At 58.3% G+C, this 21,191-nt stretch carries 20 protein-coding genes; 12 read left to right on the forward strand and 8 right to left on the reverse strand.

Annotated features, from left to right (window positions below):
- Window positions 1-144: 144 nt before the first annotated feature.
- The 3 genes from ACA060_RS08060 to gcl all read right to left on the reverse strand — a co-directional run bounded on the left by ACA060_RS08060 (window position 145) and on the right by gcl (window position 3,943).
- Window positions 145-1,035 carry a 2-hydroxy-3-oxopropionate reductase gene (locus ACA060_RS08060; RefSeq protein ID WP_497316497.1) on the reverse strand — a complete coding sequence of 297 codons (891 nt, stop codon included), beginning with the start codon at window positions 1,033-1,035 and terminating at the stop codon, window positions 145-147.
- Between the two features lie 211 nt (window positions 1,036-1,246).
- A complete protein-coding gene (gene hyi, locus ACA060_RS08065; RefSeq protein WP_109628622.1) occupies window positions 1,247-2,029 on the reverse strand; it encodes a hydroxypyruvate isomerase in 783 nt (260 codons plus the stop codon).
- Window positions 2,030-2,167: 138 nt separating this feature from the next.
- On the reverse strand, window positions 2,168-3,943 hold the full coding sequence (gcl, locus tag ACA060_RS08070; protein WP_497316499.1) for a glyoxylate carboligase: 1,776 nt from the start codon (window positions 3,941-3,943) through the stop codon (window positions 2,168-2,170).
- 267 nt (window positions 3,944-4,210) lie between these two features.
- Between gcl and ACA060_RS08075 the strand changes: the two genes are divergently transcribed.
- Together ACA060_RS08075 and ACA060_RS08080 are read left to right on the forward strand one after the other, a co-directional pair.
- A complete protein-coding gene (locus ACA060_RS08075; RefSeq protein WP_109628624.1) occupies window positions 4,211-4,651 on the forward strand; it encodes a GlcG/HbpS family heme-binding protein in 441 nt (146 codons plus the stop codon).
- 215 nt (window positions 4,652-4,866) lie between these two features.
- Window positions 4,867-5,325, forward strand: a complete 459-nt coding sequence (locus tag ACA060_RS08080; RefSeq protein WP_497316501.1) for an REP-associated tyrosine transposase — start codon at window positions 4,867-4,869, stop codon at window positions 5,323-5,325.
- 128 nt (window positions 5,326-5,453) lie between these two features.
- Here ACA060_RS08080 and ACA060_RS08085 read toward each other — a convergent pair whose 3' ends face one another.
- Window positions 5,454-6,059, reverse strand: coding sequence for a TetR/AcrR family transcriptional regulator (locus ACA060_RS08085; protein ID WP_077748647.1), 606 nt, complete (start codon window positions 6,057-6,059; stop codon window positions 5,454-5,456).
- A gap of 134 nt (window positions 6,060-6,193) precedes the next feature.
- Here ACA060_RS08085 and ACA060_RS08090 point away from each other — a divergent pair, with 134 nt between their 5' ends.
- Complete coding sequence (locus ACA060_RS08090) at window positions 6,194-7,108, forward strand: DUF808 domain-containing protein (protein ID WP_109628626.1); 915 nt, start codon at window positions 6,194-6,196, stop codon at window positions 7,106-7,108.
- A 189-nt stretch (window positions 7,109-7,297) separates the two neighbouring features.
- Here ACA060_RS08090 and ACA060_RS08095 read toward each other — a convergent pair whose 3' ends face one another.
- Entirely contained in the window at window positions 7,298-8,086 is a 789-nt protein-coding gene (locus tag ACA060_RS08095) for an MlaA family lipoprotein (RefSeq protein ID WP_497316504.1), read from the reverse strand.
- Complete coding sequence (locus ACA060_RS08100; RefSeq protein WP_109628628.1) at window positions 8,079-9,377, reverse strand: serine/threonine protein kinase; 1,299 nt, start codon at window positions 9,375-9,377, stop codon at window positions 8,079-8,081. Before ACA060_RS08100 ends, ACA060_RS08095 begins: the two co-directional genes overlap by 8 nt.
- A gap of 224 nt (window positions 9,378-9,601) precedes the next feature.
- On the opposite strand from ACA060_RS08100, the gene ACA060_RS08105 reads away from it, so the two are divergent.
- Window positions 9,602-9,970: a hypothetical protein gene (locus ACA060_RS08105; protein ID WP_497316506.1), complete on the forward strand. Its 369-nt coding sequence runs from the start codon at window positions 9,602-9,604 to the stop codon at window positions 9,968-9,970.
- A 107-nt stretch (window positions 9,971-10,077) separates the two neighbouring features.
- Here the strand turns inward: ACA060_RS08105 and ACA060_RS08110 are convergent, their stop codons facing one another.
- Window positions 10,078-11,673 carry a glycoside hydrolase family 17 protein gene (locus ACA060_RS08110; RefSeq protein WP_497316508.1) on the reverse strand — a complete coding sequence of 532 codons (1,596 nt, stop codon included), beginning with the start codon at window positions 11,671-11,673 and terminating at the stop codon, window positions 10,078-10,080.
- A gap of 299 nt (window positions 11,674-11,972) precedes the next feature.
- Between ACA060_RS08110 and ACA060_RS08115 the strand changes: the two genes are divergently transcribed.
- From ACA060_RS08115 to ACA060_RS08130, 4 genes are all read left to right on the forward strand, one after another.
- A complete protein-coding gene (locus ACA060_RS08115) occupies window positions 11,973-12,824 on the forward strand; it encodes a glycine betaine ABC transporter substrate-binding protein (protein ID WP_109628631.1) in 852 nt (283 codons plus the stop codon).
- Between the two features lie 227 nt (window positions 12,825-13,051).
- A complete protein-coding gene (locus ACA060_RS08120) occupies window positions 13,052-13,363 on the forward strand; it encodes a DUF485 domain-containing protein (RefSeq protein ID WP_109628632.1) in 312 nt (103 codons plus the stop codon).
- Window positions 13,360-15,018, forward strand: a complete 1,659-nt coding sequence (locus tag ACA060_RS08125; protein WP_497316510.1) for a cation acetate symporter — start codon at window positions 13,360-13,362, stop codon at window positions 15,016-15,018. Before ACA060_RS08120 ends, ACA060_RS08125 begins: the two co-directional genes overlap by 4 nt.
- A 131-nt stretch (window positions 15,019-15,149) precedes the next feature.
- Window positions 15,150-15,557 carry a hypothetical protein gene (locus ACA060_RS08130; protein ID WP_497316512.1) on the forward strand — a complete coding sequence of 136 codons (408 nt, stop codon included), beginning with the start codon at window positions 15,150-15,152 and terminating at the stop codon, window positions 15,555-15,557.
- Between the two features lie 599 nt (window positions 15,558-16,156).
- Here the strand turns inward: ACA060_RS08130 and gltA are convergent.
- Window positions 16,157-17,446, reverse strand: a complete 1,290-nt coding sequence (gene gltA / locus ACA060_RS08135) for a citrate synthase (protein ID WP_109628635.1) — start codon at window positions 17,444-17,446, stop codon at window positions 16,157-16,159.
- Window positions 17,447-17,809: 363 nt separating this feature from the next.
- Here gltA and sdhC point away from each other — a divergent pair, with 363 nt between their 5' ends.
- The 4 genes from sdhC to ACA060_RS08155 are packed head-to-tail and all read left to right on the forward strand — an operon-like array spanning window position 17,810 to window position 21,041.
- A complete protein-coding gene (gene sdhC / locus ACA060_RS08140; protein WP_082555868.1) occupies window positions 17,810-18,184 on the forward strand; it encodes a succinate dehydrogenase, cytochrome b556 subunit in 375 nt (124 codons plus the stop codon).
- Window positions 18,178-18,546 (forward strand): succinate dehydrogenase, hydrophobic membrane anchor protein, encoded by a 369-nt coding sequence (gene sdhD, locus ACA060_RS08145; RefSeq protein WP_007945134.1) that lies wholly within the window; start codon window positions 18,178-18,180, stop codon window positions 18,544-18,546. The genes sdhC and sdhD overlap by 7 nt, the downstream gene beginning before the upstream one ends.
- A 3-nt stretch (window positions 18,547-18,549) precedes the next feature.
- Window positions 18,550-20,325 carry a succinate dehydrogenase flavoprotein subunit gene (gene sdhA / locus ACA060_RS08150; protein ID WP_008032662.1) on the forward strand — a complete coding sequence of 592 codons (1,776 nt, stop codon included), beginning with the start codon at window positions 18,550-18,552 and terminating at the stop codon, window positions 20,323-20,325.
- An 11-nt stretch (window positions 20,326-20,336) separates the two neighbouring features.
- Window positions 20,337-21,041: a succinate dehydrogenase iron-sulfur subunit gene (locus tag ACA060_RS08155; RefSeq protein ID WP_157711726.1), complete on the forward strand. Its 705-nt coding sequence runs from the start codon at window positions 20,337-20,339 to the stop codon at window positions 21,039-21,041.
- Window positions 21,042-21,191 lie beyond the last annotated feature (150 nt).

Genomic DNA, 21,191 nt, shown 5'->3' on the forward strand with positions numbered 1-21,191 from the left:
CGGGAATTCTTGTTATTCGAAAGGGCAACTCAGATCCCTGTGGGAGCTAGCCTGCTAGCGATTCAGGCGCCCAGGTCTATCAGACACACCGCGTTGATTTCATCGCTAGCAGGCTAGCTCCCACAGGTTTTGTGCAGGGCTTTGTTACTTATCGCGAATCGAGAAGTTCGCCATGTGTTCCAAGCCCTTGATCAGCGCCGAGTGGTCCCAGTTGCTGCCACCGATGGCCGCGCAAGTGCTGAACACTTGCTGGGCGTTGGCGGTGTTCGGCAGGTTGATGTTCAGCTCTTTGGCGCCTTGCAGGGCCAGGTTCAAATCCTTCTGGTGCAGGCTGATGCGGAAGCCCGGGTCGAAGGTGCCTTTGATCATGCGCTCGCCATGTACTTCGAGGATCTTCGACGAAGCGAAACCGCCCATCAGCGCTTCACGCACCTTGGCCGGATCGGCACCGTTTTTCGCGGCGAACAACAGCGCTTCGGCTACGGCCTGAATGTTCAGCGCGACGATGATCTGGTTCGCTACTTTCGCGGTTTGACCGTCGCCATTGCCACCGACCAGGGTGATGTTCTTGCCCATCGCCTGGAACAAAGGCAGTGCGCGTTCGAAAGCATCGGCATCGCCACCGACCATGATGCTCAGGCTTGCAGCCTTGGCGCCGACTTCACCGCCGGACACTGGCGCATCGAGGTATTGCGCGCCTTTTTCGTTGACCTTGGCCGCAAAGGCCTTGGTGGCGGTCGGCGAGATCGAGCTCATGTCGATGACGATTTTGCTTTTGCCCACGCCGGCCGCAACGCCATCGGCGCGGAACAGCACGTCGTCGACCTGCGGGGTATCCGGCACCATGATGATGATGACTTCGGCTTCTTGGGCGACTTCTTTCGGGTTGGCCAGGGCGACGGCACCGCCGGCAATCAGGTCAGCAGGCGCGGGGTCGTGGTGCGCCGACAGGAACAGGCTGTGACCGGCTTTCTGCAGGTTCAACGCCATTGGGTGGCCCATGATGCCAGTGCCGATAAATCCGATTTTAGCCATGAGAAATTCCTCTTGTTTTTGTGTTGCAAAATAATGTGCACGTAGCTGAGGCGACCACTTTCTGTGGCGAGGGAGCTTGCTCCCGCTCGGCTGCGTAGCCGTCGCAAAACCTGAGAACCGGTTCTGCCTGATACACCACGGTGGATGGCTTTGGGGCCGCTTCGCGACCCAGCGGGAGCAAGTACAAGGCCACAAAAGGCCTGCTTTAGTGTCAGATCGCGTTGTGGGTTTTCAACCACCCCAAGCCCGCTTCAGTGGTGGTCAGCGGCTTGTATTCACAGCCAACCCAACCCTGATAACCGATGCGGTCAAGGTGTTCGAACAGGAAGCGGTAGTTGATTTCACCGGTGCCCGGTTCGTTGCGCCCCGGGTTGTCGGCCAACTGGATATGGTTGATCTCGCCCAGGTGCGCAGCCATGGTGCGGGCCAGGTCGCCCTCCATGATTTGCATGTGGTAGATGTCGTATTGCAGGAACAGATTGGCGCTGCCGACCTGTTCGCGAATCGACAGGGCCTGCGCCGTGTTGTTCAGATAGAAGCCCGGGATGTCGCGGGTGTTGATCGCTTCCATCACCAGTTTGATGCCCGCTGCTTGCAGCTTGTCGGCGGCGTATTTGAGGTTGGCGACGAAGGTTTTTTCCACGGTGGCATCGTCGACGCCTTGTGGACGAATACCGGCCAGGCAGTTGACCTGGGTGTTGCCGAGCACTTGCGCATAAGCGATCGCCAGATCGACACCGGCACGGAACTCTTCGACACGGTCCGGCAGGCACGCGATACCGCGTTCGCCCTTGGCCCAGTCACCGGCCGGCAGGTTGAACAGCACCTGGGTCAGGCCACTGGCGTCGAGCTTGGCCTTGATCTCGGCGGAGCTGAAGTCGTAGGGGAACAGGTATTCGACACCACTGAAGCCGGCCTTGGCGGCCGCTTCGAAACGGGCAAGAAAATCCTGCTCAGTGAACAGCATGGACAGGTTGGCTGCGAAACGCGGCATGGTGGTCTCCCGAAAGTATGTGCAGATCCCCTGTGGGAGCCAGCCTGCTGGCGATAGCGGTGGGACAGTCAACATCAATGTTGAATGTGCCGGCCTCATCGCGAGCAGGCTCGCTCCCACAGGGAGAGCGTTCAGCTGTTAATCAAGCAACGAAATCGCGGTCGGCGCATCGTTGCCGACCAGCGCCAGGTCTTCGAATTCGTTGACGGCGTTGATCTCGGTGCCCATGGAAATGTTGGTCACGCGCTCCAGGATAATCTCGACGATCACCGGCACCTTGAACTCTTCGATCAGCTCCTGGGCCTTGCGTAGGGCAGGCTGGATCTGACCCGGTTCGAACACTCGCAGCGCCTTGCAGCCGAGGCCTTCGGCAACCGCGACGTGGTCGACACCGTAACCGTTGAGTTCCGGAGCGTTCAGGTTATCGAAGGACAGCTGCACGCAGTAGTCCATGTCGAAACCGCGCTGGGCCTGACGAATCAGCCCCAGGTACGAATTGTTGACCACAACGTGGATGTACGGCAGCTTGAACTGCGCGCCCACCGCCAACTCTTCGATCATGAACTGGAAATCATAGTCGCCCGACAGCGCCACGACCTTGCGGGTCGGATCGGCCTTGACCACGCCCAGTGCTGCCGAAATGGTCCAGCCCAACGGACCGGCCTGACCGCAGTTGATCCAGTGACGCGGCTTGTAGACGTGCAGGAACTGCGCGCCGGCAATCTGCGACAGACCGATGGTGCTGACGTAGCAGGTGTCTTTGCCGAACACCTGGTTCATCTCTTCGTACACACGCTGCGGTTTGACCGGCACGTTGTCGAAGTGAGTCTTGCGCTGCAGGCTGGCTTTGCGCTGCTGGCAGTCTTGCAGCCAGGCGCTGCGGTTTTTCAGCTTGCCGGCGGCTTGCCATTCGCGAGCGACTTCGATGAACACGGTCAGCGCGGCAGCGGCGTCGGAAACGATGCCCAGGTCCGGGTTGAACACGCGGCCGATTTGCGTCGGCTCGATGTCGACGTGAATGAACTTGCGGCCTTCGGTGTACACGTCGATCGAACCGGTGTGACGGTTGGCCCAACGGTTGCCGACGCCCAATACCACGTCGGACTTCAGCAGGGTGGCGTTGCCGTAACGGTGCGATGTCTGCAAGCCCACCATGCCGACCATCAGCGGGTGATCGTCCGGGATGGTGCCCCAGCCCATCAAAGTCGGGATCACCGGGATACCGGTCAGCTCGGCGAATTCAACCAGCAACTCGCTGGCGTCGGCATTGATGATGCCGCCACCGGCGACCAGCAATGGACGCTCGGCCTGATCGAGCATGGCCAGGGCCTTCTCGATTTGCACGCGGTTGGCGGTTGGCTTGGCCAGCGGCAGTGGTTGGTAGGCATCAATGTCGAATTCGATTTCAGCCATCTGCACGTCGAACGGCAGGTCGATCAGCACCGGGCCCGGACGGCCGGAGCGCATTTCATAGAAGGCTTTCTGGAACGCATACGGAACCTGGCCCGGTTCCATGACGGTGGTTGCCCACTTGGTCACTGGCTTGACGATGGTGGTGATGTCGACGGCCTGGAAGTCTTCCTTGTGCATACGGGCGCGGGGTGCTTGCCCGGTGATGCACAGAATCGGGATCGAGTCGGCCGAGGCGCTGTAGAGCCCGGTGACCATGTCGGTGCCGGCCGGGCCGGAGGTACCGATGCACACGCCGATGTTGCCGGCCTTGGTGCGGGTGTAGCCCTCGGCCATGTGCGAGGCGCCTTCAACGTGGCGCGCGAGGACGTGATCGATGCCACCGACCTTCTGCAAGGCGGAGTACAGCGGGTTGATCGCGGCGCCCGGGATGCCAAAAGCGGTATCAACCCCTTCACGGCGCATCACCAGAACGGCGGCTTCGATTGCTCTCATTTTGCTCATGGTTTTGTGCCTCTTACGTTTTGTAATTGTATACAAGTGGCTTTGCGCAGAGTGTATTCACGGCGGACGGCGCAGGTCAATCCATTTTCTCAAGCGACTGTTTCATTCGTCGGAAGCCCAGTCTACTGTGGCTTTTCGTCGCGTGTGGCGCTTTTCGAGAATTATTGTATACAAAAAAATAACTCATTGTGTTCTATTTGTTGCATCGGACTGCGGCACAACCGCGCAGGCCACTGGCTTTCCCTATAACAAAATGAGGACGGCACCATGAGCGCTTTAACCTTGAAAGTTGCAGTCAACCTGATCAATCAGGCCATCACCGCCGGGCGTGCAATCTCCGCGGCGCCACTGACCATCGCGGTACTGGATGCCGGCGGGCACGTGATTAGCCTGCAACGCGAAGACGGCGCGAGCCTGCTGCGCCCGCAGGTCGCCATCGGCAAAGCCTGGGGCGCCATCGCCCTCGGCAAAGGCTCACGCCTGCTGGCACTGGACGCCCAGCAACGCCCGGCCTTCTTCGCCGCGCTGAACAGCCTGGGGCAGGGCAGCGTCGTGCCGGCACCGGGCGGTGTGTTGATTCGGGATCAGGACGGAAACGTGCTGGGGGCAGTGGGGATCAGCGGGGATCTGTCGGATGTTGACGAGCAGTGTGCGATCAGTGCGATCGAGGCGGTGGGGTTGAGGGCGGATGCTGGGGTGGTGGCTTGATTCTGTATTGATTGATCTATCGCCATCGCCAGCAGGGCTGGCTCCCACAGGGGATGTTTGTCGCACACGAATTTTGTGTTCACAGAGATCCAGTGTGGGAGCCAGCCTGCTAGCGATGACGGACTACCAGACACATCCAGCTAAATGTATGCCCCGCCCTTGGGTGATATCAGGTCTAGCCTTCCAGATGAATTAATCATGCAAGGGGCAAAGGAATGCCTGATCTACCCGCTTCAAATCGCTTGCGCATCGGCCGCTATACCGAATCCAATCGGATTTACCTGCTGACTACCAATACACACGACCGAAAGCCAATATTCAAAGACTTCACCTTGGGTAGAGTGGTAGTTAATCAATTTCGCTGCGCTCAGGATCAAGGCATCGCGAATTCACTGGCCTGGGTTGTCATGCCCGATCATTTCCATTGGCTGGTCGAGTTACAGCAGGGATCGTTGGGTAATCTGATGCAAAAGACCAAATCACTGAGCACCAAAGCGGTGAATCAGTTCACTGGCCGCAAGGACAGTCTCTGGCAGAAAGGCTTTCATGACCGTGCACTGCGGCGGGAAGAGGATTTGGTGAAATTGGCCCGGTATGTCGTGGCAAATCCGTTGCGGGCTGGGCTGGTGGAAAAGCTTGGCGACTATCCGTTGTGGGATGCTGTTTGGGTTTGAATCGGCACCGAGTTGCCTTCATCGCTGGCAAGCCAGCTCCCACAGGGATTTGGGTCGTTCTCAACATTTGAATCCAACACAGAAACTTGTGGGAGCTGGCTTGCCAGCGATGGCTGCACCACCGTGTATCAATCCGGCTCACACCCTTTAAGCACCAACCGGATAATCGTCTGCGCCGCCGCTTCATAGTCCTCTTCATCCAGCTTGGCCTTGCCAGTGATGGCAGTGATCTGCCAGTCAAAGTCGGCGTAGGTCTGGGTCGCGGCCCAGATGCTGAACATCAGGTGGTTGGGATCGATCGGGGCGATTTGCCCGCGGTCGATCCAGGTCTGGATGCAGTCGATGTTGTGCTTGGCCTGGCCGTTAAGCTGTTCGACCAGGTCGGCGCTCAGGTGCGGGGCGCCGTGCATGATTTCGCTGGCGAACACTTTGGAGGCGAAGGGCAGGTCGCGGGAGATGCGGATTTTCGAGCGGATGTAGCCGCTCAGCACTTCGCTCGGCACGCCGTCGGCGTTGAACGGCGTCGAAGCCTGCAGAATCGGTTCGATGATGCTTTCCAGGACCTCACGGTAGAGGTTTTCCTTGGATTTGAAGTAGTAATAGACGTTGGGCTTGGGCAATCCCGCCTTGGCTGCGATATCACTGGTTTTGGTCGCAGCGAAGCCCTTGTCGGCAAATTCTTCACTGGCGGCACGCAGGATCAGTTCTTTGTTGCGCTCGCGGATAGTGCTCATAAACCAGGGGGTTCCTTGCCTGTTCTGGCGGTTGCGCATGGTAGCACCGGCCTCGCGCAGCGCTCAAGAATGCCCCGTGTGGCGCTCGGTCGCGCTATGCTGCGCAGCATTCATTCCAGAAGGACACCTGATTCATGGCAGGAAGCAGTTTGCTGTTGCTGATCGACGACATCGCCGCCGTTCTTGACGATGTGGCGTTGATGACCAAAATGGCCGCCAAGAAGACCGCTGGCGTACTCGGCGATGATCTGGCGCTCAATGCCCAACAGGTTTCCGGCGTACGCGCCGAGCGGGAAATCCCGGTCGTATGGGCGGTGGCCAAAGGCTCGTTTCTCAACAAACTGATCCTGGTGCCGTCAGCCCTGGCCATCAGCGCATTCATTCCGTGGCTGGTCACGCCGTTGTTGATGATCGGCGGCGCGTACCTGTGCTTCGAAGGTTTCGAGAAGCTCGCCCACAAATTCCTGCACAGCAAGGCTGAAGACCAGGCCGAGCATGCGGAGTTGGTCGAAGCGGTGGCCGATCCGGCTGTTGATCTGGTGGCGTTCGAGAAAGACAAGATCAAGGGCGCCATCCGCACTGACTTCATTCTGTCGGCAGAAATCATCGCCATCACCCTCGGCACCGTGGCGGATGCGTCGTTGACCCAGCAGGTCATCGTGCTGTCGGGAATCGCCATCGTCATGACCATCGGCGTCTATGGCCTGGTGGCGGGCATCGTCAAGCTTGATGACCTGGGCCTGTGGCTGACCCAGAAGCCTGGGCAGATGGCCAAAAGTATCGGCGGCGGGATTCTGCGCGCAGCGCCGTACATGATGAAAAGCCTGTCGGTGATCGGTACAGCAGCGATGTTCCTGGTGGGCGGCGGGATTCTGACCCATGGCGTGCCGGTGGTTCATCACTGGATTGAGAGCGTCAGTGCAGGGGCGGGCGGTGCCGGGTTTATCGTGCCGACGTTGCTGAATGCGGTGGCGGGGATTGTGGCGGGGGCCGTTGTGTTGGCTGGTGTGATGGTCGTCAGCAAACTCTACAAGGCGCTGAAAGGCTGAAGGCGGACACTGTCCAAATGTGGGAGCGAGCCTGCTCGCGATAGCGGAGTGTCAGTCAGCATAGATGTTGACTGTGCTGGCCCCATCGCGAGCAGGCTCGCTCCCACAGTGGTTTCGTGGTGCTTGAAAAATACCCATTAAAAAGGCCATTCGATCTGCATCGAATGGCCTTTTTTGTTGCCGCCGGATTTACTCGGCAATCTGCAACTTGCGTGACTCGGTGTACACGTAACGCACTTTCTCGTACTCGAACGGCGAGTTCAGCTGGCCGTAGCGGAAGCTGTTCTGGTAGCGCTTGTCGACGCCGCGCAGGGCCCAGACTTCAGGATGGTTAGAGCTGACTTCCGAGACGTTCAGGAAGTTGATCGCCGATTCGGCGCTGAAGTCCACCACCAGGCCGCCGGTGTCGCGGATGTTCGAAGGGCCGAGGATCGGTAACACGAAGTAGGCGCCGCCCGGTACACCGTAGAAGCCCAGGGTCTGACCGAAGTCTTCGGCCTGGCGCGGCAGGCCCATGGAGGTGGCCGGGTCCCACAGGCCGGCAATGCCGATGGTGGTGTTGAGCAGCAGGCGCGCGGTGGTTTCCATCGAACGCTTGCCTTTGAACTGCAGCAGGCTGTTCATCAGGTTCGGCACATCGCCGATGTTATTGAAGAAGTTGCTAACGCCGGTGCGCAGGAAACTTGGGGTGATGTAGCGATAACCGTCGACCACCGGCAGAAACACCCATTGGTCGAAGCGGTAGTTGAAGTGATAAACCCGGCGGTTCCACTCTTCCAGCGGGTCGTAGACGTTCAGCGCGTTGAGCGTGGAACGTTCGAACTCGCGCTGATCCAGCCCCGGGTTGAACTTGAGTTTGCTCAGCGGTTCCTTGAAACCGTCACTGTCGACCACGACAGGGGCGTTGGCTTTGCTGTTGTCTGCATTGGCGACGCCTGCACAGAGTAACGCAGCGATAAGCAGGAGGTATTTAGCCACGGAAGAACTCCAGCATAGCGTCGCTGTTGACGCGGTAATTTAGGTTGCCGCAATGGCCGCCCAGTGGATAAACGGTCAGACGGTCGCCGAAGGTCTTGCGCAGGAAACCGAGGTCGCCTGGGCCGAGGATCACGTCGTCGGCGTTGTGCATGACCGCGATTTTCGGGCTGTCGTGCAGGTAATCCTTGAGAGCATACAGGCTGACCTGATCGATCAGTTGCAGCAGGCTGCCGCCGTCGGTGCGGGCGCGCCACATCGGGATAACCTGCTCGGTGATGTAGCAGTCGAAGTCGCATTGCAGCGCACGCTTGAGGAACGGCGTGAGGCTGGTGCCTTCGGTGATCGGGTATTTCGGCGGGGTGATCAAGCCGCGACGGTTGATCAGGTCCGAGGTGAAGGCAATGTCGGCCGCAGAAAAGCGGAACGAAGTGCCGATCAGCATGGCCATCTGTTCGTTGGTCAGGTGCTGCTTGGACTGCTGGAAGTCGTAGAGCAGGGCATCGTTGAGGTCGATGTAGCCTTTTTGCTGGAAGTAGCGGGTCAGCTTGTTCAGCACCAGTTCATAGAACGTGGTGCTGTTGTTGATGCCCTTGACCTCGGTCTGGACCAGCTTGTCCAGGTTGGTGATCGAGGTGTAGAGGTTGACCGGCGGGTTGAGCAGCAAGACTTTCTTGAAGTTGAAGCTGCGACGGGTTTCGTCCAGGTGCGCGACGAAGGCCGCGTCCAGCGCGCCCAGGCTGTAACCGGTCAGGTAGTAATCAGTGACGGGGACGTTCGGGTTTTGCGCCCGCACGGCCTGCATCACCCGGTACATGTCTTCGGCATCTTCCTTGGTTATACCCGGTGTGGCAAAGCGTGAAGCCGCGCTCATGAAGTCGAAGCTGGTGGGCGACGACAGCTGCACCACGTGATAACCGGCCTTGTAGTAGAGCTTTTTCAGGTATTCGTTGAGGCTGCTGTCATAACGCGCGCCGGTGCCGGCGATCAGGAAGATCAGCGGCGCTGCCTTGTCTTGCGTGGCAATGCGGTAGGTCAGCTTTTTGACCGGCCAGAAATTGTCTGGCAGTTCGAATGCACGCTCCGGGCGCAGGGTCACGCTGCGTGTCTGTTGGTCGATGTCGTCGTCCAGCGGCAACTCCGGACGCAGGTCCGGCGGAGTCGTGGCGATGGTCGCCTCGAACGGGTTGGTCAAGGGGTAGCCATAACTGGCGGCGTCGATATCGACCGCCAGTGCGGACGCACTCAAAATAAGGCCGCCAAACAAGGCGGCGAAGCGCAAGGAACGGAGCATGACTAGATCCCTTAGAGGAAGGTGCCGAATGAAGTTTGCAGGCTATGACCACGGGGGTTGCGCCAAAGTGCCATGCTGCGGCACCAATCAGGGCGTATTTCGGATCAATAGTAGTTGGACGATACACTTTGCAGCTATTTCGTGACCAATTATCTGCTATGCGCGTTTGCTAAGCGCTGTCGGGGGATTAAGCTGGCCGCCGTTTTCGCTTATTGGAGTGCTTCATGTCCCGCCGTCTGCCTGTGATTCTGCTGCTTGTTTTGCTGCCTTTATGGCTGGCCGCCAGTTATGGCGCGCGTTATGGCTTTATGGAGGATGCGCAGTGGGTTGGCATCTGCGTGGACGAGGCGAGCCGCTGGGAATGCCAGATTCGTTCGAGCCTGGGCTTGATGATTCACTTCAAGATGTTGGGCTACGCCGCATTGGCCGCCGCGATCATCGGGTTTGTGGTGCCGGGTCGGGCGGGGTGGTGGCTGGCGGTGCTGGCGCTGGTGTTCGGGTTTCCGGCGTTGGCGTTGTACAACACTACTTTGGCTGTTTTTGCGGTGGTGATTGCTGCTCTGCGTCTGGTCAGGGCTTCCCGCAGCGCCTGACAGTCCGTTATCGCGAGCAGGCTCGCTCCCACAGGGATCATCTGAGCGACAGAGATCAACTGTGGGAGCGAGCCTGCTCGCGATGAGGCCGGTAGCCGCGCTGAAGATCAGGCCTTGCGAACCCGCAAACTGCGCCACAACGCGGCAACCATCAACACACTCACCAGCGCCCAACCCCAGGCCTGCTGGTTCTGCAAGCCTTCAACGTACAGCTGCGGCGCAATGCCGGCGCCGATGATGAAGGTCAGCAGGGCGATTTCACGACGGGGCACGCTGACCGGGCGGCACAGGTAAACCAGTGCTGGCAGGATGAACGCGACACTCGGGAAACTGCGGTAGCGCGGATCGAACACCAGCTCCAGCATCATCACCGCCGCCGCAAAACCTGCCGCAGCGACCAGCCAGCCGGCTCGACGTTCCAGTGCATTGAACGCCCGCTCACGCCAGCCAGTTCGGGCGCTCAGCGTCAGCGCGGCATGCGCCAGTACCAGCAGATTCAACCCAGTCAGCAACGCCACCCACAACCATTCACTCGCAAATCGGGTAGTGACACGCGCCAGATCGCCCCAGGCGCCAATCGAGCACGCCGCCAGTGCGCCGAGCAGCGGCAGCACCAAGGCGGCGCGCGTGGTGCGTACACGCCCGCCGAGCATCAGCGTGCCAAGGAAGATCAAGCCGCCAACGGCCAGCCACTGCAACCAGTACGGCACGTTCGACACAGGGCCGGCCAGCACGCCTTTGTCCTGGCGATCAGCGTCGAACAGCCCCCAGTAACCACCGACGGCACCTTCGCTGGCGCGTTTCCAGGGCTGGTCGAAGGCTTCGATCAGGTTGTAATGCCAGCCTTGCTGTTCGGCCATGATGACAAAACCACGGATGAACTTGGCTTCGTTAACCCGGCTCGGCAGCGCGGTTTCGCGCTGGCGGCCTTCGCTCGGCCAACCGGTTTCGCCAATCACCACGTCCTTGGGCGCGAATTTGTTGCCGAACACCTGACGCACTTCAGCCACGTGCTGCAGCGCTGCGTCGATGTTCGATGGATCGTCTTCCCAATACGGCAGCAAATGGATGGTCAGGAAATCCACCGCCGGGGCGATTTCCGGGTGCTTGAGCCAAAACTCCCAGACGTCGGCGTAAGTGACCGGCTGCTTGACCTGACTTTTGACTTTATTGATCAGCTTCGCCAGTTGCGCACCGGTGATTTCCTTGCGCAGCAGGGTTTCGTTGCCGACGATCACCGAAGTCACCACGTCCGCATTGGCGTTGGCCGAGGCGATCAGCAGGTCGACTTCTTTCTCGGTGTCCACCGGGTTGCTGTTGACCCAGGCACCGATCATCAGTTTCAGACCATGCTTGCGGGCCAGATCGGGCAGGGCCTCGAGACCGGTCATGGAATAGGTGCGAATGCATTCGAAGCTTTTGGCCAGCAGCGCCAGGTCGGCGTCCATGCGCTCGGGGCGCAATTTGAACGGCACGTCGAACGGCGACTGGTCTTTGTCGAACGGGGTATAGGAGGCGCACTGCAGCTTGTGCGTCGCACTGGCCACGTCCGGCAGAACCACCGGTTTACCGAGGCCATACCAGAAGCCGCCAAGGGCAAACAGCCCCAGCAGGCAAGCGAAGAGATAAGCCAGAAAAGGAAAGCGGGATGTCGCGGGCATGGTCAGGCCGTCTGGGAGCAAAGCCGCGCATGTTACCTGCATTTACCCCGCACTTGGGCCCTTGCATGATTTTGACATGCAAAGTTCAGGCGGATTGGCCGGTGTGCTTTCTGTGCACTAGATTAATGGCGATCTGATGTCGTTTCTCGATGCCTTGAGGTCGCTGACAGAGCAGGTCGCGGTTGTCGTCAGGTTGATGATCGACGCATCAGTGCTCTCATTGAAAATCACGCTGATGTTCGAACGAGTTTGCGGTGGGTGTGATGGGGGCGCTGTGCACCATAACAATACGTTGACGCGACTCGGCACCCGTCGAGCGCAGCACTTTCGGGGAAGTAACGATGAAGATGCGACGACTTTTAGGCGCCGGTGCCGCTCTGGTGCTTGCGATTGGCTCCACGATGGCCAATGCCGAGAGCAAAACCCTGAGCATCGGTTACGTTGACGGCTGGTCCGACAGCGTCGCGACCACCCATGTGGCCGCCGAAGTGATCAAGCAAAAGCTGGGTTACGACGTGAAACTTCAAGCCGTCGCCACCGGGATCATGTGGCAGGGTGTGGCCACCGGTAAACTCGACGCCATGTTGTCGGCCTGGCTGCCGGTGACTCACGGCGAATACTGGACCAAGAACAAGGATCAAGTCGTCGATTACGGTCCGAACTTCAAGGATGCAAAAATCGGCTTGATCGTGCCGGAATACGTCAAGGCCAAAACCATTGATGATCTGAAAACTGACGACACCTTCAAAAAACGCATCGTCGGCATCGACGCCGGTTCGGGCGTGATGCTTAAAACCGAGCAGGCGATCAAGGATTACGATCTGACCGGGTATCAACTCAAGGCCAGTTCCGGCGCCGGCATGATTGCCGAGTTGACCCGTGCCGAGAAGAAGAACGAATCCATTGCCGTGACCGGTTGGGTGCCGCACTGGATGTTCGCCAAGTGGAAACTGCGCTTCCTGGACGACCCGAAAGGCGTTTATGGCGCGGCTGAAACCGTAAACAACATCGGCAGCAAAGAACTGGCGACCAAGGCACCCGAAGTTGCCAAGTTCCTGAAGAACTTCCAGTGGGCGTCGAAAGACGAAATCGGCGAAGTCATGTTGGCGATTCAAGATGGCGCCAAGCCTGAAGCCGCGGCGAAGGATTGGGTGGCAAAACACCCTGAGCGCGTTGCAGACTGGATCAAGTGATTTGAGCTGAAGCCTCTAATCAGCACCTCTCAAGGCCCTTTGGCAGTTCTGCCAACGGGCCTTTTTCTTTTCCGCAGGAGAAGGGTGCAAAGCTGGCTAATTATTATCTGCTGGAAAATGGCCAGACCGTCATGTCGTTCTAATACTAAGGTCGTCTGGAACCAGTTCCGCAGCCGCATAGAGTGGATAACGTTCCAACTTTAATCTGTGCTGCGAGGATAAAAACAATGAACGACAGCATTTACCTCTCGATTCAAAACAGCCCGCGCTTCAAGGAGCTGGTTAGTAAGCGAGAAAGGTTCGCCTGGATTCTTTCGGCGATCATGCTTGGGCTGTACTCCGGATTCATCCTTTTGATTGCTTACGGGCCGCATATTCTTGGGGCGAAAATCAACCCCGAGTCTTCGATTACCTGGGGGATACCGATTGGTGTCGGGCTGATTCTCTCGGCCTTTGTCCTGACTGCAATCTACGTACGACGCGCCAATGGCGAATTCGACGACCTGAACAATCTGATTCTCAAGGAGGCTCAGCAATGATCCGGCGTCTATTGGCTCTATTGAGCGTTGCAGCATTCGCACCGGGTGCCTGGGCGGCTGAAGCCCTGACCGGCGCCGTGCAGAAACAACCGCTGAACGTCGCCGCGATCCTGATGTTCGTGGCGTTTGTCGGCGCGACTTTGTATATCACCTACTGGGCCTCCAAGAAAAACAACTCGGCGGCCGACTACTATGCGGCTGGCGGCAAGATCACCGGTTTCCAGAACGGTCTGGCGATTGCCGGTGACTACATGTCCGCGGCGTCCTTCCTGGGTATTTCCGCTCTGGTGTTCACCTCCGGCTACGATGGCCTGATCTACTCGATCGGCTTCCTGGTGGGCTGGCCGATCATTCTGTTCCTGATCGCCGAGCGCCTGCGTAACCTGGGTAAGTACACCTTTGCCGATGTGGCGTCCTACCGCCTTGGGCAAACCCAGATTCGCTCGCTGTCCGCTTGCGGTTCGCTGGTGGTGGTGGCGTTCTACCTGATCGCGCAAATGGTCGGGGCCGGCAAGCTGATCCAGTTGCTGTTCGGTCTGGATTACCATGTAGCCGTGATCCTGGTCGGCGTCCTGATGTGCATGTACGTGCTGTTCGGCGGCATGCTGGCGACCACTTGGGTGCAGATCATCAAGGCAGTACTGTTGCTGTCCGGTGCCTCGTTCATGGCGCTGATGGTGATGAAGCACGTCAACTTTGACTTCAACACGCTGTTCTCCGAGGCGATCAAGGTTCACGCCAAAGGCGAAGCGATCATGAGCCCGGGCGGTCTGGTGAAAGATCCGGTTTCCGCGTTCTCCCTCGGCCTGGCACTGATGTTTGGTACCGCTGGCCTGCCGCACATTCTGATGCGCTTCTTTACCGTGAGTGACGCGAAGGAAGCTCGCAAGAGCGTGCTGTACGCAACCGGCTTCATTGGCTACTTCTACATCCTGACTTTCATCATCGGCTTCGGTGCGATCCTGCTGGTCAGCACTAACCCGGTCTTTAAAGATGCGGCTGGCGCGCTGTTGGGCGGCAACAACATGGCGGCGGTGCACCTGGCCAACGCGGTGGGTGGCAGTATTTTCCTGGGCTTCATCTCGGCGGTAGCGTTCGCGACCATTCTGGCGGTGGTTGCCGGTTTGACCCTGGCCGGTGCTTCGGCGGTGTCTCACGACTTGTATGCCAGCGTGATCAAGAAAGGCAAGGCCAACGAGAAGGACGAGATCCGTGTCTCGAAAATCACCACCATCGCTTTGGCGGTGCTGGCGATCGGTCTGGGCATTCTGTTCGAAAGCCAGAACATCGCGTTCATGGTGGGCCTGGCGTTCTCCATCGCGGCGAGCTGTAACTTCCCGGTGCTGCTGCTTTCCATGTACTGGAAGAAACTGACCACTCGCGGTGCGATGATCGGTGGCTGGTTGGGTCTGATCAGCGCTGTTGGTTTGATGGTGCTTGGGCCAACCATTTGGGTGCAGATCCTGCATCACGAGAAGGCTATCTTCCCGTATGAGTACCCGGCGTTGTTCTCGATGGCCATTGCGTTTGTCGGGATCTGGTTCTTCTCGATCACTGACAAGTCCGCGGCTGGCGTTAATGAGCGTGCGCTGTTCTTCCCGCAGTTTGTTCGTTCGCAGACCGGGTTGGGGGCGAGTGGGGCGGTTTCTCACTAAGGCTTCGAGTTTGTCTGTGTAAGTTGCGTTAAACGAAAAATGCCCCGGTCGAGAGATTGGGGTATTTTTTTGGGCGTTGGGTTGAATCTGTGGGAGCTGGCTTGCCTGCGATGGCGGCCTGATAGCCGACCATGTTCTTTCAGGTGTACATATCCATTCCTGCGGTAACGGCGGCTGGCGGTTTCGCCCTTACGGCGACTCACTTTTTTTTCAAACGCCAAAAAAAAGTAAGCAAAAAAAGGCTCGCCCCGAACGTCCGGCCCCTCGCCTGGGCTCGGCGTACCTTCGCTCCGGTATCCATCCGGGGACACTGCCCTCCGGTCTGCTTCGCGACGACCTACATGCAGCGTGTTCGACTGCGTCGAACGGCGCTGCGCGCCACTCCCCGGATGAACACCTCCACTCAGCCTGCCGAAGGGGCGGGTGGATCAAGATCAAGAGCTGCAGGCGAGCTAACGCTCGGCCTGATGAGTGGTGAGAAGCAGGTGTACGTCGATCTGCTTTATGTGGGAGTGAGCCTGCTCGCGATGGCGGCCTGACAGCCGACCAATCTCTTGCAGGTATACACCGAACCCTGTGGGAGCTGGCTTGCCTGCGAAGGCGGCTTGGTAGCCGACCTGTACTTGCGGATGTACGCAAGCTTCCCGAAGGCTTTGGCTTTGGCTTTGGCTTTGGCTTTGGCTTTGGCTTTGGCTTTGGCTTTGGCTTTTGACGTTGATCTTGATCTTGATCTTGATCTTGATCTTTCGCCCCTTCGGCAGGCCGAGCGTAGGTGTTCATCAGGGGGTTAGGCGCGTAGCGCCGTGCGGCGAAGCCGCACACATCGAGAGGAGGTCGTCGCGAAGCAGACCGTAGGCGATGCCCCCTGATGGACACCGTAGCGAGGGAACGCGGAGCCTCAGCGAGGCGCCGTACGCCGGGGCGAAGCCTTTTGCTTACTTTTCGGCGTCTGGAAAAGTGAGTCGCTGTAAGAGCGAAACCGCCAGTAGCCGTCACCGCAGAAACGGATATGCACCCAACCCAAAACCCAGTCGGCCCACTGGCCGCTGATACCACTGAAACCACACAAACAAAAACGGCCTCTATATAAATAGAGGCCGTTCCCGGTACAACTTAAGACGTTATCGCAAGACAGGTCTTATTTGCGGTCTTCCAGCTTGGTAATGTCACGCGACTCGTAGCCAGTGTACAGCTGGCGCGGACGGCCAATCTTGTACGGGCTGGAGAGCATTTCTTTCCAGTGGGAGATCCAGCCGACAGTCCGCGCCAGAGCGAAGATCACGGTGAACATGCTGGTTGGAATGCCGATCGCCTTGAGGATGATCCCCGAGTAGAAGTCGACGTTCGGGTACAGCGAGCGCTCGATGAAGTACGGGTCGGTCAGCGCGATCTCTTCCAGGCGCATAGCCAGTTCGAGTTGCTTGTCGTGCTTGATACCCAGTTCCTTCAGCACTTCGTCGCAAGTCTGCTTCATGACGGTAGCGCGCGGGTCGCGGTTTTTGTAAACGCGGTGACCGAAGCCCATCAGCTTGAACGGATCGTTCTTGTCCTTGGCCTTGGCGATGTACTTGTCGATGTTCGACACATCGCCAATTTCGTCGAGCATGGTCAGAACAGCTTCGTTCGCGCCGCCGTGGGCAGGGCCCCACAGTGCAGCGATGCCGGCGGCGATACAGGCAAACGGGTTGGCACCCGAAGAGCCGGCCAGGCGTACAGTGGAAGTCGATGCGTTCTGCTCGTGGTCGGCATGGAGGATGAAAATCTTGTCCATGGCGCTGGCGAGTACCGGGCTGATCGGTTTGATCTCGCACGGGGTGTTGAACATCATGTGCAGGAAGTTTTCCGCGTACGTCAGGTCGTTGCGCGGGTACATCATGGGTTGGCCCATAGAGTACTTGTAAACCATCGCTGCCAGGGTCGGCATCTTGGCAACCAGGCGGATCGCGGAGATTTCGCGATGCTGCGGGTTATTGATGTCGAGGGAGTCGTGGTAGAAGGCCGAGAGGGCGCCGACTACACCGCACATGACGGCCATTGGGTGGGCGTCGCGACGGAAACCGTTGAAGAAGGTCTTCAGCTGCTCGTGAACCATGGTGTGGTTCTTCACGGTGCTGACGAACTGGGCCTTCTGTTCTGCGGTCGGCAATTCGCCGTTGAGCAGCAGATAGCAGGTTTCCAGGTAGTCCGACTTTTCAGCCAGCTGTTCGATCGGGTAACCGCGGTGCAGCAGAATGCCGTTGTCGCCGTCGATATAGGTGATCTTCGACTCGCAGGAAGCTGTCGACATGAAACCAGGGTCAAAGGTGAAACGGCCCGTGGCCGTCAGGCCCCGAACATCGATTACATCGGGACCAACGGTGCCGGTTAAAATGGGCAGCTCGACGGGGGCTGCGCCCTCGATGATCAACTGCGCTTTTTTGTCAGCCATGTGGCCTCCTATTTATGCTTGAAATCATCAGACAGACCCCCCACGCAGGGCCCGCACCACTATAGTGAGATAAATTCGAATGTCAATTTGCCTAAAGTCTTGCTCCAGAAGGCTTTAACCGGACTTTTTCCTCGAAATTGACTGCCATTTACGCCTTTTATCCAACTTGTGCAATGAGCTATTAGGGGAAGGTGAACGCGTTGTCATTAGTAGCCTAACTGTCTATACTCGGCCTCCGACCGCCAGGGGCTTTTGGGCCTGCTTTACTGGGGGTCGCACTCCCTGGGTGGTGGGTACCTGACCAGTGCACTCCCCAACAACTTTGCCCTGATTGTTAGGGGCTCTTCAGTGTGAAAAAAAGCCGTGAATAGCCAACGACCTGTAAACCTAGACCTAAGGACCATCAAACTCCCAGTCACTGCTTACACGTCCATTCTTCACCGAATCTCCGGAATCATTCTCTTCGTCAGCCTGGCCATCATGCTTTATGCATTGGACAAGTCGCTCGACTCGGAAGAAGGCTTCGGTCAGGTGAAAGCGTGTCTGACCAGTCCGCTAGCCAAGCTAGTGATTTGGGGCATCCTGTCCGCCTTGCTGTATCACCTGGTTGCCGGTGTGCGCCATTTGATGATGGACATGGGCATCGGCGAGTCGCTTGAAGGCGGCAAACTGGGCTCGAAAATCGTTATCGCCGTTTCCGTGGTGGTAATCGTTCTGGCAGGAGTCTGGATATGGTAACTAACGTCACGAACCTGTCGCGTTCGGGCCTCTATGACTGGATGGCACAACGTGTGTCTGCGGTCGTTCTCGCGGCTTATTTCATTTTCCTGATCGGATACGTCGTCGCCAACCCTGGCATCGGCTACGCCCAATGGCATGAACTGTTCGCAAGCAACTGGATGCGTATTTTCAGTCTCCTGGCCCTCGTTGCCCTCGGCGCTCACGCCTGGGTCGGCATGTGGACCATCGCGACCGACTACCTGACGCCAATGGCGTTCGGCAAGTCCGCGACTGCAATACGTTTCCTTTTCCAGGCAGTATGCGGCGTTGCGATGTTCGCTTACTTCGTCTGGGGTGTGCAGATTCTCTGGGGTATCTGATTCATGTCTACTACCGTTAATACGCTTTCGTTCGACGCCATCATCATTGGCGGCGGCGGTGCTGGCATGCGCGCTGCGCTGCAGCTGGCACAAGGTGGTCACAAGACTGCCGTGGTTACCAAGGTTTTCCCGACTCGTTCGCACACTGTATCCGCCCAGGGTGGCATCACCTGCGCCATCGCCTCGGCTGATCCGAACGATGACTGGCGCTGGCACATGTACGATACCGTCAAGGGTTCCGACTACATCGGTGACCAGGACGCTATCGAATACATGTGTTCCGTAGGCCCGGAAGCTGTTTTCGAACTTGAGCACATGGGCTTGCCGTTCTCCCGTACCGAGCAGGGCCGCATCTATCAGCGTCCGTTCGGCGGTCAGTCGAAAGACTTCGGTAAAGGTGGCCAGGCTGCACGTACGTGCGCCGCTGCCGACCGTACTGGTCACGCGCTGCTGCACACCCTGTACCAGGCCAACCTGAAGGCCGGCACCGTATTCCTCAACGAATACTACGGCGTCGACCTGGTGAAGAACGAAGATGGTGCCTTTGTCGGCATGATCGTCATCTGCATCGAAACTGGCGAAACTTCCTACGTCCGCGCTAACGCCACCGTACTGGCGACTGGCGGTGCAGGTCGTATCTACTCGTCCACCACCAATGCCCTGATCAACACCGGTGACGGCGTCGGCATGGCCCTGCGTGCTGGCGTGCCGGTACAAGACATTGAAATGTGGCAGTTCCACCCGACCGGCATCGCCGGCGCTGGTGTGCTGGTTACTGAAGGTTGCCGCGGTGAAGGCGGTTACCTGATCAACAAGCACGGCGAGCGTTTCATGGAGCGTTATGCTCCGAACGCCAAAGACCTGGCTGGTCGTGACGTTGTTGCTCGCTCGATGGTTAAAGAAATCATCGCCGGCAACGGTTGCGGTCCGGATGGCGACCACGTAATGCTGAAACTCGATCACCTCGGTGAAGAAGTTCTGCACAGCCGTCTGCCAGGCATCATGGAACTGTCCAAGACCTTCGCCCACGTCGATCCAGCCGTGGCGCCGATTCCGGTCGTTCCAACCTGCCACTATATGATGGGCGGCGTAGCCACCAACATTCATGGCCAGGCAATCACCCAGGACGCCGACGGCGTCGACCAGATCATTCCTGGTCTGTTCGCAGTGGGCGAAGTGGCGTGCGTATCGGTTCACGGTGCCAACCGTCTGGGCGGCAACTCGCTGCTCGACCTGGTGGTATTCGGCCGTGCGGCCGGCCTGTTCCTGGAGCAGACCCTGAAAGAAGGCGTTGATTACGCCCGTCCTCGCCAGTCCGACATCGACGCAGCCCTGGCTCGTCTCGATGGCCTGAACTCGCGTACCGAAGGCGAAGACGTCGCCACCCTGCGTAAAGAGCTGCAAAGCTGCATGCAGAACTACTTCGGTGTATTCCGTACCGGCGAATACATGCAGAAGGGTATTGCCCAGCTGGCTGATCTGCGTGGCCGTATCGCCAACGTCAAGATCAACGACAAGAGCCAGGCGTTCAACACCGCTCGAATCGAAGCCCTGGAACTGCAGAACCTGCTGGAAGTGGCCGAAGCCACTGCCATCGCTGCAGAGATCCGCAAAGAGTCCCGCGGCGCTCACGCCCGTGAAGACTACGAAGATCGCGACGACGAAAACTGGCTGTGCCACACCCTGTACTTCCCGGGTGACAAGCGCGTGACCAAGCGTGCTGTGAACTTCTCGCCGAAGACTGTTCCGACTTTTGAACCTAAGATTCGGACTTATTAAGGGTGGCCGCCATGTTGCAAGTCAGTGTTTATCGCTACAACCCTGATCAGGACGCTGCGCCGTTCATGCAGGAATTCCAGGTCGACACCGGTGGTAAAGACCTGATGGTGCTGGACGTGCTGGCCCTGATCAAAGAGCAGGACGAAGGTTTCTCCTATCGTCGCTCTTGCCGTGAAGGTGTTTGCGGTTCCGACGGCATGAACATCAACGGCAAAAACGGCCTGGCGTGTGTCACGCCGCTGTCTTCTGTCGTAAAAGGTAACAAGCTGATCGTTCGTCCGTTGCCAGGTTTGCCGGTTATCCGTGACCTGGTCGTCGATATGAGCATCTTCTACAAGCAATACGAGAAGGTTAAGCCATTCCTGCAGAACGACACGCCGGCTCCGGCCATCGAACGTCTGCAGACTCCTGAAGAGCGTGAAAAGCTCGACGGTCTGTACGAGTGCATCCTGTGCGCTTGCTGCTCGACCTCTTGCCCGTCCTTCTGGTGGAACCCGGACAAGTTCCTGGGTCCAGCTGCCCTGCTGCAAGCGTACCGCTTCCTGGCAGACAGCCGCGACACCAAGACTGCCGAGCGTCTGGCTTCACTGGATGACCCGTTCAGCGTATTCCGCTGCCGCGGGATCATGAACTGCGTCAACGTCTGTCCGAAAGGCCTGAACCCGACTAAGGCCATCGGTCACGTACGTAACATGCTGCTGCAAAGCGGCGTGTGATTCAGAAGGCAGGACCGCTGTACCCGTAGATGCTACGGCGCAGGCTTCAACCGGCGCCGTAGTTTTAACCTGAGCAGCAGCTTATAAGGCTGCGGCTCTTATTTTGAAGAAATGAGACAAGCAGGGGCATCCGGGCTGGTACCCGGACTA

The organism is Pseudomonas sp. LBUM1671 (assembly GCF_059695685.1).

Coding starts and splice junctions, on each gene's coding strand:
- ACA060_RS08060 (WP_497316497.1), bottom strand. CDS start 1,035: ATGGCTAAAATCGGATTTATCGGCACTGGCATCATGGGCCACCCAATG.
- hyi (WP_109628622.1), bottom strand. CDS start 2,029: ATGCCGCGTTTCGCAGCCAACCTGTCCATGCTGTTCACTGAGCAGGAT.
- gcl (WP_497316499.1), bottom strand. CDS start 3,943: ATGAGCAAAATGAGAGCAATCGAAGCCGCCGTTCTGGTGATGCGCCGT.
- ACA060_RS08075 (WP_109628624.1), top strand. CDS start 4,211: ATGAGCGCTTTAACCTTGAAAGTTGCAGTCAACCTGATCAATCAGGCC.
- ACA060_RS08080 (WP_497316501.1), top strand. CDS start 4,867: ATGCCTGATCTACCCGCTTCAAATCGCTTGCGCATCGGCCGCTATACC.
- ACA060_RS08085 (WP_077748647.1), bottom strand. CDS start 6,059: ATGAGCACTATCCGCGAGCGCAACAAAGAACTGATCCTGCGTGCCGCC.
- ACA060_RS08090 (WP_109628626.1), top strand. CDS start 6,194: ATGGCAGGAAGCAGTTTGCTGTTGCTGATCGACGACATCGCCGCCGTT.
- ACA060_RS08100 (WP_109628628.1), bottom strand. CDS start 9,377: ATGCTCCGTTCCTTGCGCTTCGCCGCCTTGTTTGGCGGCCTTATTTTG.
- ACA060_RS08105 (WP_497316506.1), top strand. CDS start 9,602: ATGTCCCGCCGTCTGCCTGTGATTCTGCTGCTTGTTTTGCTGCCTTTA.
- ACA060_RS08110 (WP_497316508.1), bottom strand. CDS start 11,673: ATGCAGGTAACATGCGCGGCTTTGCTCCCAGACGGCCTGACCATGCCC.
- ACA060_RS08115 (WP_109628631.1), top strand. CDS start 11,973: ATGAAGATGCGACGACTTTTAGGCGCCGGTGCCGCTCTGGTGCTTGCG.
- ACA060_RS08120 (WP_109628632.1), top strand. CDS start 13,052: ATGAACGACAGCATTTACCTCTCGATTCAAAACAGCCCGCGCTTCAAG.
- ACA060_RS08125 (WP_497316510.1), top strand. CDS start 13,360: ATGATCCGGCGTCTATTGGCTCTATTGAGCGTTGCAGCATTCGCACCG.
- ACA060_RS08130 (WP_497316512.1), top strand. CDS start 15,150: ATGTTCTTTCAGGTGTACATATCCATTCCTGCGGTAACGGCGGCTGGC.
- gltA (WP_109628635.1), bottom strand. CDS start 17,446: ATGGCTGACAAAAAAGCGCAGTTGATCATCGAGGGCGCAGCCCCCGTC.
- sdhD (WP_007945134.1), top strand. CDS start 18,178: ATGGTAACTAACGTCACGAACCTGTCGCGTTCGGGCCTCTATGACTGG.
- sdhA (WP_008032662.1), top strand. CDS start 18,550: ATGTCTACTACCGTTAATACGCTTTCGTTCGACGCCATCATCATTGGC.
- ACA060_RS08155 (WP_157711726.1), top strand. CDS start 20,337: ATGTTGCAAGTCAGTGTTTATCGCTACAACCCTGATCAGGACGCTGCG.